8 protein-coding genes are annotated in these 13,895 nt (G+C 71.7%); all 8 read right to left on the bottom strand.

What is annotated here, in order from left to right; all coding sequences use genetic code 11:
* On the bottom strand, nt 1-1,431 hold a 1,431-nt coding region (locus tag VGR37_00040), incomplete at its 3' end, for a condensation domain-containing protein (protein HEV2145782.1).
* A gap of 40 nt (nt 1,432-1,471) precedes the next feature.
* A complete protein-coding gene (locus VGR37_00035; GenBank protein ID HEV2145781.1) occupies nt 1,472-2,524 on the bottom strand; it encodes a TauD/TfdA family dioxygenase in 1,053 nt (350 codons plus the stop codon).
* 44 nt (nt 2,525-2,568) lie between these two features.
* A complete protein-coding gene (locus VGR37_00030; protein ID HEV2145780.1) occupies nt 2,569-9,243 on the bottom strand; it encodes an amino acid adenylation domain-containing protein in 6,675 nt (2,224 codons plus the stop codon).
* Nucleotides 9,244-9,278: 35 nt separating this feature from the next.
* Nucleotides 9,279-9,596: a hypothetical protein gene (locus tag VGR37_00025; GenBank protein ID HEV2145779.1), complete on the bottom strand. Its 318-nt coding sequence runs from the start codon at nt 9,594-9,596 to the stop codon at nt 9,279-9,281.
* 697 nt (nt 9,597-10,293) lie between these two features.
* Nucleotides 10,294-12,018 carry a cyclic peptide export ABC transporter gene (locus VGR37_00020; protein ID HEV2145778.1) on the bottom strand — a complete coding sequence of 575 codons (1,725 nt, stop codon included), beginning with the start codon at nt 12,016-12,018 and terminating at the stop codon, nt 10,294-10,296.
* 134 nt (nt 12,019-12,152) lie between these two features.
* On the bottom strand, nt 12,153-12,353 hold the full coding sequence (locus VGR37_00015; protein HEV2145777.1) for a hypothetical protein: 201 nt from the start codon (nt 12,351-12,353) through the stop codon (nt 12,153-12,155).
* 790 nt (nt 12,354-13,143) lie between these two features.
* Nucleotides 13,144-13,647, bottom strand: a complete 504-nt coding sequence (locus VGR37_00010) for a hypothetical protein (protein ID HEV2145776.1) — start codon at nt 13,645-13,647, stop codon at nt 13,144-13,146.
* Between the two features lie 29 nt (nt 13,648-13,676).
* The coding region (locus VGR37_00005) for an IS630 family transposase (protein ID HEV2145775.1) at nt 13,677-13,895 on the bottom strand (219 nt) is incomplete at its 5' end.

Genomic DNA, 13,895 nt, shown 5'->3' with positions numbered 1-13,895 from the left:
GCCCCCCACGTCCAGCTCCGCGTAGGTGAGCGAGCGGCCGCCGCAGACCACGGCGGCCCGGTCCGGCGTCCGCGCCGCCTGGGCCGCGAACGCCTCGTGGATGCACCCGCGGGCGGGCGCGCCGCCCGGGGCACGCCCGAGCGCCAGCACCCGCTCGTGCTCCGCCGCGGGCAGCAGCTCCAGGTCATGGGCCGGAGCATCGGGGAGGCGGAGCGCGTCCTCCAGCAGCACGAGGAAGCGCTCCGCCACGCGCTCCGCCTCCTCCGGAGACACCCGCCCCTGGTCGTGCTCGATCACCAGGCGCACCACCCCGCCCTGTTCCAGGCAGGAAAGGCGCAGGTCGAACCGCTCGGTCCGCGCGCGGAGGTCGGAGAGCCGGAACGTCACGCCCGCGGCCTCGCGGCCGGGGGGAAGCTCCGTCCAGTCGAAGCCGAAGGCGTAGGCCGCGCCGTCGCCGAGGTCCGCCAGCGGGTCGAAGTAGTCCTGCCACTCGTGGTGCTCCGCCAGCGCGGCGGATGTCGCGGCGACCACCTCTCGGAAGGTGCCCCGGGCCGCCGTCGGCAGCGGCAGGTAGCGGGCGAAGGCGCCGAGCGCGGTGTCGAGCCCCTCGTAGACGCGGCCGTCTAAGGCGACCCCTACGCCCGTGGCCTCGCGCGTCCGGGCGAGGAGGAGCCCCCACGCGGCGAGCGGCACCGCAGCCACGGGCGCCTCGAGGGCGGCGGCGAGCTCGCGGACGCGCGCAGAGAGCCCGGGCTCCAGCGTACGGACCGCCACGCGCGGAACAAACTCGCCCCGTGCGGCTCGGGCAGCCGGCGTGGCCGCCGCCCAGTACTTGCGCCCGGCGCGCGTCTCCTCCGACTCCAGCAGGTCGTTGAAAACCTCCGACACGTCGCCGTACTGGATCTCGGGCGCGGCGATCTCCTCTCCCGCGGCCAGGGAGGCGTAGGCGGCGGCCACCTCGCCTGCCAGGTTGCACAGGGTGCCGGCGTCGGCGGAGAGCGCCGGGAGGTCGAGCGCCAGCAGGTGGCGCCCGGGAGTGGTGGGGAGCAGCACCGCGCGGAAGACCGGGCCCTCCGCGTACGCTACGGGCTCGCCCTCCAGCCGCGAGAGGAGCGCCCCGGCCGCCCCGGCGTCGTCCGGCGGCGGCCCCTCCCCGTCCAGGCACGTCCACGCGGGGGGGAGCCCCTCCTGGATCGTCTGCACCGGCATGCGGGTCCCCGGGAGGGGGCGGAAGAGGGTGCGCAGGATCTCGTGGCGCTCCGCCACCCGCTCCACCGCGCGCCGGAGCACGCCCTCCGCGAGCGCACCCTCCAGCACCAGCACACATGCGGCGTGGTGGACGGGGCGCGCCTGCGCCGCCTGCAACGCCCAGGCGCGCCGCTGCTGCGGGGAAAGGCGGAACCGGACGGTGGTCTGTGATGCCGTGTCCATCAGGAGCCTCTTGAACGTGGGCAGCCCGGAGACGTCGCCTTCACCCCCGGGCGACGTCGTCCCAGTGGAACGGGTCCGACATGGCGGTGAGGATCTTCCGCGGGCCCCGGAACGGCTCGCGCGCGTGGGCCGTCAGCAGGTTGTCGAGCAGGAGGACGTCGCCCTCCTCCCAGCGAAAGGAGACGGTGCATTCCCGGTAGACGCGGCGGAGCGCCTCCGCCACCTCGGGGTCGATCGGCGTGCCGTCGCCGTAGAGGGTGTTGTTCGGGAAGTCCTCCTCGCGCTGGAACGCCGCCTCGAACACAGCGCGCACCGACGGGTCCAGCGTGGTCCGGTGGAAGAAGGTGGCGTGGTTGAACCAGGCCGCCTCACCGGAGCGCGGGTGCCGGGCGACCGCCGGGCGCACCTGGCGCGTACGCAGCCGCCCCCCGTCCTTCCACTCCACCTCGATGCGATTCCGGCGGCAGTACTCCTCGACCTCCGCGGGATCGTCCGTCTGGAAGGCCTCCTGCCACGGCAGCCCGAAGCCGTCGCCGAAGTTGCGGACGTACGTGTAGCCCTTCTCCTCGAAGGGGCGGCGGATCTCCTCCGGGAGGAGACGGTACACCTCGCGCACGTCCGCGACGGGGGTGGCGCCCCCCTCCTCGGCCGCGGTGGCGCAGGCGAAGATGATCTTGAGCGGGAAGGTGAGGTTGTACGACTGCTCGTTGTGCAGGAAGATCTCCTGCTCGGCCGGATGCTCCGTGGAGGTGTAGACCCGGTTCGCCACGTGGGTGCGCGGCGACGAGCGCTCCTGGTACTCCAGGGGCCCGGTGGACACCGCGGCCGTGAAGCTCCCCAGCGCCTCCGGGCCGCGCACCCCGAAGCCGCGGAAGAGGATCCCGCCGTGCCTCAGGAGGAGCTGGTGCAGCTCGTCCCGGTGGGAGCCTACCCATTCCACCAGGTCCACCCCGTCCACGGCGGGACGGATCACCAGGGGAAGCGGGCTCTCCGCCCGCAACGGCTCCATGCGCACCAGCGACTCCTCCGAGACACCGCTCCCGCGGGCGCGGGCCAAGGGGAGCTTCTTACCTGGAAGTGCGGGCTTCTGCATGCGGGTCCTTTCCCGTTGTGATGAGGACGTGGTGGATCTTCGGTTCACGCCACCGGCTCCTGCTCGGCTCCGGCTCGGCTGGAGGCGATGCGGCGGAAGCGGAGCGCGCTTGCCTCGCGCAGCCGGTCCAGCTCTGCGCCGCGGCGGGCGCGGTCGGCCTCATCCAGCCGCGCGCCGATGGCATCCAGGCGCAGGTCGGGATCGGCCACCACCCCCGCCACTGCTCCGGTGAAGTGCTCCGTCAGGCGGGCCACCGTGGACTCGTCGAAGAGGTCCGGGTCGTAGCGCCAGAGGCAGTGGAACTCCCCGGCCCGCTCCGAGAGCAGGACCGAGACGTCGAACGGTGCCCCGGCGAGGTGCAGCTCCATCACCTCGACCTCTAGGCCGGGGAGACGCAGCTCGGGCGCGGGGGTGTTGTCGAGCACGAACATGACCTGGAAGAGCGGGTTCCGCGCGGGGTCCCGCACCGGGTTCAGCGTGTCCACCAGGAGGTTGAAGGGGACCTCCGCGTGCGCGTACGCCCCCAGCGTGGTCTCGCGCACCCGCCCGAGCAGCTCGCGGAAGCCCGGGTTCCCCGACAAGTCGGTGGCGAGGACCAGCTGGTTGACGAAGAGACCCATCAGCCGGGCCACCTCCGCGGAGGCGCGCCCAGCCACGTCGGTGCCGACCACCACCCGGTTGCTCCGGAGGTGGTGGTGCAGCACCGCGTTCCAGGAGGCCAGCAGCACCATGAAGGGGGTCGCGTGCTCCGCGCCCGCCAGCCCTCGCACCCCGGCCGAGAGCTCCGGCCCCAGCCGGGTGGAGAGGTACGCCCCCGAGAAGCTCCGGACCTCGGGCCGGGGACGGTCGGTGGGCAGCTCCACCGGGGCGTCCAACCCCGTCAGGCGCTCGCGCCACCAGACGAGCTCCGCCCGCAGGCCGTCGCCGGAGAGGTGGGCGCGCTGCCAGAGCACGTAGTCGGCGTACTGCACCGCGAGCACCGGGAGCTGCGGCTCGCGCCCCCGGGCGAAGGCCGCGTAGAGGGCCGAGATCTCGCGCGCCAGGACACCGAACGACCACCCGTCGCAGACGATGTGGTGCAGCGTGAGGAGTAGGACGTGGTCGTCATCGGCCAGGCGCACCAGCCCGGGGCGCAGCGGGGCGTCGGCCTCCAGGTCGAAGGGACGGGCTGCCTCCTCCACCGCCAGGCGCCGCAGCTCGGCCTCGCGCGCCTCCCCCGACAGCAGGGAGACATCGGCCTCCCACCAGCGAAGCGGACGCGGCTCGTCGACGACCTGCACCGGCCTGCCCTGCACGCCCGGAAAGCGCGAGCGGAGCACCTCGTGCCGCCGCACGACCTCGTCAAGGCTCCTCCGGAGCGCGGGCGCGTCCAGCACCCCTCGGAGCCGCAGCGCTGCGGGCATGACGTAGGCGGCGCCCCCGGGGCGGAGCCGCTCCAGGAACCAGAGCCGTTCCTGCGCAAAGGAGAGGGGAAGCTCGTCCGCGCGGGGAAGCGGGACGAGCGGAGGCCGCGTGGCGCCCATGGCCGTGTGGCGCGCCTCGTCGGCCCGCGCCGCGAGGCCCTCGAGCGTAGGGTGGTCAAAGAGCGTGCGCAGGGGGAGCTCCACCCCCATCACGGCGCGGAGGTGGTCCACCAGCCGGATCGCCATCAGGGAGTGGCCGCCCAGGGCGAAGAAGTCATCGTGCGCACCCACGCGCTCCCCGCCCAGCACGTCGGCCCAGATCACCGCGAGCACCTCCTCCGTGGGAGTGCGCGGCGCCACGTGGCCTCCCCGTGCCTCCGCGCCCTCGATCTCCGGATCGGGCAACGCCCGCCGGTCCACCTTGCCGCTCGGGGTGCGCGGGAGCGCCTCCAGGCGCACGAAGGCCGAGGGCACCATGTAGTCCGGCAGCCGCTCGCGCAGCCACCCCCGCAGCGCTCCTGCCTCCGGCACCTCCGCTCCCTCTACGGGGACCAGCCAGGCTACCAGCCACCCCTCATCGCGCGAGGCCACCACCGCCTCCGAGACCGCCGAATGGGCGCGCAGCACCGCCTCGACCTCCCCGGGCTCGATGCGGAATCCGCGCACCTTCACCTGCGCGTCCACCCGCCCCAGGTACTCCAGCTCTCCCGTGGTCAGCCAGCGCGCCCGGTCTCCCGTGCGGTACATCCGCGCCCCCAGCTCTTCCGCGAACGGGTCGGGGAGGAACCGCTCCGCCGTGAGCCCCGGCTGCGCCTGGTAGCCCCGGGCCAGGCCCGCCCCGGCCAGGCACAGCTCGCCGGGCACACCCACCGGCGCCGGCGCCCCGGCGGCGTCGAGCACGTATGCCCGCGAGCCCGGGATCGGACGTCCGATCCCGACGCGCCCGGCACCGCGGTCCACCTCGCACCAGGTGGAGTATACGGTGTCCTCGGTGGGCCCGTACAGGTTCAGCACGCGCTCCACGTGGCCCCGCGCGTAGAGCTCCCGTACCAGCCACGCCGGGAGCACCTCGCCCGCCAGGTTGAGCTGCCGCACGCTCTCCGGAATCCCCCCCGCGCGCAGCAGCTCGGCCGCAGCGCTTGGTACCGTGACCACCACACGCACCCCCTCGTCGCTCACGCGCGGCAGCTCCAGCGCATGCTCCACTAGGATCAGCGTGCCCCCCCAGCAGAGGGTGCCGAAGATCTCGCCCACCGAGACGTCGAAGGACACGGAGGTGGAGAAGAGCACCGCGGACCGGTCCTCGGGGCGGACCACCTCGCGCAGGAAGTGCACGACCGCCACGGCGCTGCGGTGCTCCACCAGCACGCCCTTGGGCCGTCCGGTGGAGCCGGAGGTGTAGAGGACGTACGCCAGCCCCCCGGGGGCCACCTCCCCCGTGGGTGGCTCGGCCGGACACGCTGCTAGGGCCGCGTGCTCCCGGTCGAGCACCACGGATCGCATCCCGGCGGGGATGCGATCCGCGCACCGGGCGTCGGTCAGCACCAACTCCGCCCCCGCGTCGTGGAGCATGTAGCCCAGCCGCTCGGCGGGGTACGCGGGGTCGAGGGGCACATACGCTCCCCCCGCCTTGAGCACCCCCAGGAGCGCCGCCACCAGGCGGGAGGAGCGTCCCAGGCACACGCCCACGCGCGCCTCCGGGCCCACGCCCAGGGCGTGCAGGTGGTGCGCGATGCGGTTGGACTCGCGCTCCAGCTCGGCGTAGGTGGAGGTGCTCCCGTGGCAGCGCAGCGCCGGCGCCCCGGGCGTGCGGGCAGCCTGCACGGAGAAGAGCTCGTGCAGGCTGCCCACGGCCCCCGCCGGGCCGCTCCGGTTCCACTCGCGGAGGAGATGCCGCCGCTCCGCGGCAGGCAGCATCTCCAGCTCCCCCACCGCGCGCTCCGGCTGCGCCACCGCGGAGCGCAGCAGCTCGACGAAGTGTGCCGTGGTCCGCTCGCCGGTGTCCCGGTCGAAGAGGTCGGTCGCGTACTCCAGGGAGGCGGCGAGCGAATCGTCGGCACGCTCCCACACGTACAGCGTGAGGTCCAGGATCGAGCCGCCGCCGTGCAACGGCTCGGGGATGAACGTCGCGCCGGGCACCTCCACCGGGTCCAGGGGGGCCCCCTGGAAGGCGAGCATCGTCTGGAAGAGGGGGTTGCCGGAGAGGTCGCGCCCGGGCTGGACCGCCTCCACCACCCGCTCGAAGGGGCAGTCCTGCCGTGCGTACGCCTCCAGCGCCTCCCTCCGGACGCGCAGCAGGAGCGCGCGGAAGCCCTCCCCGGGGTCGATGTCCGTCCGTAGGGCCACGGTGTTCACGAGCGGGCCGACCAGACCGGCCGCGCGATCGCTCCGGACGGAAACGGGAACGCCCACTGTCACGTCGTACTCCCCCGACCGGCGGGCCATCAGGAGCTGGAAGGCGGCCAGCAGCGACATGAAGAGGGTGGCCCCCTCCCCGGCGGCCAGCGCCCGCAGCGCGCTCGCCACCCCGGAGGGGACGTCGAAACGGTGCGCGGCCCCGCGGAAGCTCTGCACCAGGGGACGCGGCCGGTCCGTGGGAAGGTCCAGCACCGGCAAGTCGCGCAGGTGCTCGCGCCACCAGGCGAGCTGTGCCAGAGCCGCAGGGCTGCGCAGCCACTCGCGGTGCGCGAACGCCAGGTCGGAGTGGCGGGTGGGCAGGGGAGGAAGCTGCGGTTCGGCACCAGCGTGCGCCGCGGTGTAGAGCGCGGCCAGGTCACGCAGCATCACCCCCGCCGAGATGCCGTCCCCCACGATGTGGTGGAGGACCCACACCAGCAGGTGCTCGTCCGCAGAGAGCCGGAGCAGGCGCACCCGCAGCAGTGGCCCCGTGGCGAGGTCGAACGGTGCGGCGGCCTCCTCCCGTGCGATGCGCGCAGCCGCGGCGTTCCGCTGCGCCGGGGGGAACCCGGAGAGGTCCTCGAAGGGGAGCGCCACCGGCATCTCGGCGCGCACCTGCTGCACCGGCCTCCCCTCCACCACGGGGAAGACCGCGCGTAGCACCTCGTGGCGCCGCGCCAGCTCCGCCAGTGCCGCTTCGAGGAAGGCCACGTCCAGTGCACCGCGGATGCGCAGGGCGAGCGGGAGGTTGTAGGCCGAGCCGTCCGGCTGGAGGTGATGCAGGAACCAGATCCGCTCCTGGGCCGGCAGAAGGAGCCCCGCCGCCGACGGAGGTGGGGCGGCTCCCTCGTCCATCCGCTCCGATTCCCGCACCAGCGCGGAGAGCAGCATCTCGGCGAGCGGTTCGATTCCGCCCTCTTCCAGCAGAGACGCGGGAGAAAGGCGCACCCCGAGCGCCTGCTCCACCTCCGCGGCTAGGCTGACGGCCCGGACCGAATCGAGCCCCAGCTCTGCAAGTGAGCGCCCTTGCAGCCGCTCTACCGGCACCCGGAGGGCGCGCGCAGCCAGTCCGCGCAGCCAGTGTGAGATCCGTGCCCTGCGCTCCGCGGGGGCCGCACCCTCCAGCGCCTCGCGCGAGAGCCCCGGTCCCACGAGCCCGGTGTCGTCCGGCGCGGCCTCCAGCGTGCTCACCCCCAGCACCGGGAGCGCGCCCGCCAGGAAGTCCGCCCGGCAGCCCAGGCGCTGCACCTTGCCGCTGGAGGTCTTCGGCACCCCCCCCGACTTCACCAGCGCCACCGCGTGCACCTGCAGCTCGTGCTCCTCCGCCACCGCCGCGCGCACCGCCGCCGCGATCTCCTCCAGGTCGGCCGCCGTACAGTGCCGGCCCACCTCCTGCACCACCACCAGCCGCTCCTCCCCCGCGTGCTCCGTCCCGAATGCCGCGCTCCCCCCCGGGCGCAGCGCGGGGTGGGCGCGCGCGGCGGTCTGCTCGATGTCGTGCGGGTAGTGGTTGCGTCCCCGCACGATCACCAGGTCCTTCACCCGCCCCGTGACGTATAGCTCCCCCTCGGCCAGGAAACCCAGGTCCCCGGTGCGCAGGAAGGGGCCGTCCCCGCTCTCCGCCAGGCGCGCCCCGAAGGTGCGCGCCGTCTCCTCCGCGCGCTCCCAATACCCCTGCGCCACGCTCGACCCGCGCACCCAGATCTCCCCCACCCGGTCGGCCGCGCACTCGCGCAGCGTCGCCGAGTCCACGATGCGCACCTCCTGCTCCGGCGCCACCCGCCCGCACCCCACCAGCCGCGTCGCGCCGCGCCCCTCCTCCGCCGGGGCCACCCGGTGCCCCGCCAGGGCGTCGGCGTCCACCGCGAGCACCGGCGGCGCCTCCGGGGTGCGGCTGCCGGTGACCATCAGCGTGCCCTCCGCCAGCCCGTAGCAGGGGTAGAACGCCTCCCGCCGGAAGCCCTGCGGCCCGAAGGTGCGCGTGAAGGCCTCCAGCGTCTCGTGCCGCACCGGCTCCGCCCCGTTGAAGGCCAGCTTCCAGCTGGAGAGGTCCAGCCGCTCCCGGTCCTCCGGGGTGACGGAGTGGACGCAGAGGTCGTAGGCGAAGTTGGGCCCCCCGCTGGTGGTCGCCCGGTAGCGGGTGACGGCCTCCAGCCAGCGCGCCGGCCGCTGCACGAAGGCCGCCGGGGCCATCAGCGCCGCCCAGTAGCCGGTGTACATCGGCTGCAGGATCCCCCCGATGAGCCCCATGTCGTGGTAGGGGGGGAGCCAGATGACCGAGCGGTCTTCGGGGGTGTAGCCAGTGAGCGCCTCGATGACGCGGAAGTTGTGCAGCAGGTTGGCGTGGCTCACCATCACGCCCTTCGGGGCGGCCGTTGAGCCGGAGGTGTACTGCAGGAACGCCACATCGTCCCCATGCACCCGCGGGTCGCGCCACCCCCCGGCCGCCGCGTCCTCCACCGCCTCGGTGGCCAGCCAGCGCACGCGGGCCAGCTCGGGCATAAGCTCCGTGAGGCGCGCCGCCTCGGCGGCCAGCCCGGGGGTGGTGAGCGCCAGGGTGGGGCGGCAGTCGGCCAGGATGCTCTCCAGCCGCGGCGTGGGCTTGTTGCGGCGCGGCGGGTAGACGGGGACGGCGATGACCCCGGCGTAGAAGCAGGCCAGGAGGGCGCGCACGTACTCCAGCCCCGGCGGGTAGAGGAGCAGCGCCCGCTCACCCCGGGCGCCCAGCGCCTGGAGACGGGCGGCCACGGCGCGGGCGCGGCGGTCCAGCTCCCCGTAGGCGGCGTGCTCCTCCTGGAGCTTCCCGTCCACCAGGAAGGTGTACGCCTTCCGGCCGCTCTCCTCCCCGGCACGCAGGGACAGCAGCTCTACCAGCGTGGAAACGCGCCTGAGCGCGGGGGCGGGGGAACGTCGGTACATGAAGAGGCGCTTCTAAGATGGATTGCTCCGGCGGCTCAAGGGACTGCCTCCGCCCACTCCAGCCAGCGCTCCCGGTGCGCGGGGGAAATGCCCCACCAGCTGCCATCCTCCCGGAACCAGTGCCGCCGTACCTGCTCCGAGTCCCGCACGCGCGCCAGGATGTCGCCGGGCGTCGACTGGAAGAGCCGGGTGATCGTGCGGGTGAGCGCCAGGTCCGCCTCCGAGTAGTACGCCTCCGCGCCGGCCTCCGGCTTCCGCGCGTGCGCCACCACCGCCCGGCGCGGGATGTAGACAAAGCCAGGGGTAAAGACCGGCACCTCCCCCACCTGCGGATAGGAGAGGACCGTCCGCACGAACGCCCCCGAACTCGTCCAGCCGTCCGTCGAATCCCTCCGCCATCCCGTACCTCCATCCCGAGGAGGTACTTCAAGGCCACGCCCCTCGCCTCCGCTCCGTCCTCCGCGTCGCAGGCGAAGAGGAAGGGGTCCTGCATCTCGTGAAGGCTCACGTCGTGGAACCCCGCTGGCAAGAGTACCACCGCCATCTGAATGGGCCCGACGTGCGGGATGTCGTGTCCCGTCCTGCTGCGTGCTCCAGGCGATGGGGTCCCCAGCAGGGAGCCGAGGAGCACCAGGAGGATCTCCTCTGCCAGGGTGTCGTTGGCCGGGTCTTTCTCCCTCCAGTGCCGCGGCGTGGGCCCGATCTTCTCCTGGTCCACGGGATAGCCGGAGATGGTGCAGAGCCCGCCCCTGGACTCTAGGAGGCGGAACTCGCGCAGCGCGGCGCGCACCCGGCGCGGCAGCTCGTGCGCGTCGACGTCCGCCTCGCGGAGGAGGCGTGGGTCTTCCGGCGTGTCGTAGCGCACGGTCAGCTCCAGCAGGAGACTCTGGATCGCTTCGACCTCCTCGGAACTCAATCGCAGATTCACCGTTTCACTCCTCTGTTCGGCTGAGTTGTGATCCGGAGCCGGGCTCCACCGGTTGCCTCAAACGTGTCACCAGGTAGGTGGAACTGTGCCGTACGGGTACCGCGCGAGGCCCGGCCCGCTCCTCAGATGGCCATGGTCTGCACCGGACTCTCGCCCACGGAATCCGCCGGGGCCTCCAGCGAAGCGACGCGGACCGCATCGATGGAGTATCTGAGGTTCCCCGGAGGACCGTCATACTCCAGCTGTCCGTGCGCCAGCTTCACGACCCGGTCCGCCACCCCGTAGTAGTGCTCGTCGTGGCTGATGACGAGCACCGCCTTGCGCCTCCGCTTGAGCTCGGGGAGAATCTGGAGGTAGAAGACCTTCTTGAAGACCGGATCCTGGTCCGCGGCCCACTCATCGAAGAGGTAGATGGGGCGATCCTCCAGGTACGCGGTGAGCAGCGCCAGACGCTTCCGCTGCCCCTGCGAGAGGGCCGTGGTGGAGAGTTGCGCGTCCTGGACCGTGACCTTGTGGTTGAGCTGGAGGCGGGCGAGGTAGCGGGCCGCCTCCGCGTCGATCCCCGGGCCGTCCAGCCCCAGGAGGCTTTCGAAGAGGAAGAAGTCCGAGAACACGACGGAGAACCGCTGCATGAATTCGTCGCGGTTCGCGTCGGTGACCGGCTCTCCGTCGACGCGAACCTCCCCCTGCTCCGGGACGTACAGCCCGGTGATGAGCTTGGCCAGGGTCGTCTTGCCGCTCCCGTTGCCGCCGATCAGAAAGACGACCTCACCGGGAGAGATGCTCAGGTCGATGGGGCCCAGCGTGAACGATCTGTCCTCACCCTCTCGCTGGTAGGCGTGCGTGACCCCCACCAGATCCACCCTCCGCCACGGTCCTCCGTGCGGCGGCCTTCCGCTCTCCGGTCCAGGGGCGGGAGCGCCCGCCTCCAGCGAGAGACCGAGCTTCTCTATCTTCTCGAACGCGACACGCGCCTGCGACAGGCCCGGCAGTGCCTCGAGGATCGCCTCCAGCGGGGTCATCATGTAAAGCAGGATCAGCGCGTACCCGGTGAGCGTCCGGGAATCCACCTGCTGCCACGCGGGTAGAAAGAAGACCAGCGCCCCGATCATGCCGAAGATGGCCAGTTGACCCCATCCGGCCGCCACGCTGAAAAGGGTCACGTATCGGACGGTCGCCCTCCGGAGCGCGTTCCCGGTGGTTTTGAGGTCTTCGAGGAGCGCCTCCCTGCGCAGGCGGTGCAGCTTCAGCTCCTTCACCCCGGACGTGGTCGCCCCGAAGTGGCTGTAGAGCTGATCCGCGTGCTCCCGCGCCACCCGCTGGTAGCGCGCTCCCCTGGATATGGGGATGCGGTAGGTGACGATCCCCAGGGCCAGGGCGGCCACCACCGCCACGAGCGCCATCCAGGAGAGCCACCCCAGGTACACCAGGGAGCCGACCACCACGGTCAACTGGATGGAGAGGAGGGGGACCAGCGAGAGGGCCATCACAATGCTCGCCACGTCCTGCGTGAGGGACGCCAGCAGGCGATGCGGACCGAGGTCTTCCAGCTGCCGTAGGGGAGCGGCGAGGATCTTTCGACTCAGCTGCAGCCGAAGGTGCAGCACGGTCTTCTGTCCCAGCGTCGCCAGCAGGTAGGAGGAGATCGCCCGGGTGACCGGGAGACTCAGGCAGAGTCCCACAAACCCGCCCACCAATCGGGGGTCGGTCCATGGGCGGTCCTGGTGGAGCGCCGTGTTGATGAGGGCCAGCAGCCCTGCGTTGGCCGCCCCGCTGACCACGCCCGCCAGGAGCGCCAGCAGCATGACCCCCCGTGAATGGCCCAGCAGGAGGGAGAGGAGTTTCATAATGGAAGATCCTCCCGCGCGGGGTGGGGGGTGGACAGCCGCTCGCGAACGGACAACGGCGAGGGGCACGAAGTATTCCGTATGGGCAGGCGGAGCCTACAGGCAGCGGGAGGAACACCGCGGGCCGTGATTGGTCAGCTCACCGGAATCCAGTACGTCAGTTTCAGCGCCAGGTGGTTGTTTCCACCGTCCTGGAGCGTATCCCACAGCGACCCGGGACCGACACGCGCTCCATGGTTCTGGAAGTCGAAGCGATCCCGCTGCCACACCAGGTAGAGCATGCTCCCCGGCCGCCACTCCCAGCGCAGCACCGCGTTGCTGCGGAACGAGCGGATGTTGAAATCGCGGAACGGCTAGCGTGAACGACGCGTCCCCGTCGTCGACCCGGTACGGGCCCCTCTCCGTTTCCTGGCGGATCGTGGTCCCGTCCGTCCCATAGAGACGCAGGCGGTGACTACGCGCCGCCGACAGTTCACCGAAGGTGTAGTACCGCCCCGCTCGCAGCGAACGGCTCCGCGTACAGCTCGAGCGACAAGTCGGGCGTGACGGTGTAGTTGAGCCGGAGAGGGTGCTGCGGTCAGTGAAGGCGATGTCGGTCTCGTCGACGGTCAGCTCCATCGCCCCCATCGAACGAAAGCGGACCCTGCAATCGGCAGCACCCCAGCGGGCATCCACCTGACGCCCGTCGCCATGCGCCCGCACGGACACAGGGCTGCGCGGCTTTCCATCGGCGCGCCAGCATGGGGGCATGCCGCGATTCTGCTCCACCTAGGCACCCGCGGGAGGATGATGGCTCACGCCATGGTCGTCCACAATCACGCGAACGTTCGGGTCCCGGATGAGCACGGGCGTGTCCTGAGCGGCTCCGCGGAGCGTGGCGGAATTTCCGGGCTTCACCGCGATCCGACCGCTTTCCACGGCCCCGGACGAGATGCTATGGCCGAGCGCACGTCCTGGTCCGGTGGCGACTCGCACCTCGAGCAGGACCGATCCCACCAGCAGGGCCCTCACTAGGATACGCATCTTCCGTCCTTGCTCCTTCTTCGGAGGGAACATCCTACGTCGCAATCTATCAATGGAAAATTTCACGCGCAAGCCCTTTTAGGCGCTTGCCATGCGATTAGTTTACTCTATTTTTCCGTCGCGACCGAGCGGGCGGGGCGGGGTAGTGCAGTATCTCAGCGCCCGTCCTCGCACGTGTGGCTCGCGGAAAAGAGAGAAGCGGTCGCCGGAAACCATACGGACGTCTACCGTACCCGAGGTGAGATCTCCCCAGCTATCGGCCGTCTCCACGCCGGCATGCGAATGGGAGCCCTCCGCCCGCAGCAGAAGCACTCTGGCGCCCCACTTCCCGGGTCGCGCGTAGTTGCGTGCGGCGGCCACGTTGGCCCGGAAGACGCTCCACAAGCACCTGAAATCATCGAGATCCAGGTCGGCGGGCACCGCACCCGCCGCGCGGGCGGCTCCGTTGGCATACCTCAGCCGCTCTTCCGGAGGGAGCGCGAGGACCTCCTCGCGGGAAGCAGCGATCCGCTCCAGCGGGAGCATCAGATGACGTGCGAAGCTGGCGAGCAGCGCCAACTCGTCGTCGTCTCCCTCACCGCCCCGGCCCATGGTATCCAGCAGCACGAGCAGCCCCACCTCATCCCCGGCGGCTTCTAGTGGTCTGAGTTAGAGATTCTGCGGCAGAAGCGGGCAACACTTTGGAGAATCTCGTCGGCGGTCTTGGTCCAGACGAACGGCTTGGGGTGTTCGTTCGTGGCGCCGACGTAGCGATGAATCGCTTGCTCCAAGGCATCGATGCTGGGGTGAACCCCGCGCTTGAGCTGCTTGGACGTCAGGAGCGCGAACCAGACTTCGACCAGGTTGAGCCAGGA

The organism is Longimicrobiaceae bacterium, from assembly GCA_035936415.1.
Lineage (GTDB): Bacteria > Gemmatimonadota > Gemmatimonadetes > Longimicrobiales > Longimicrobiaceae > JAFAYN01.
This window is presented reverse-complemented; position numbering and strand designations above follow the sequence as displayed.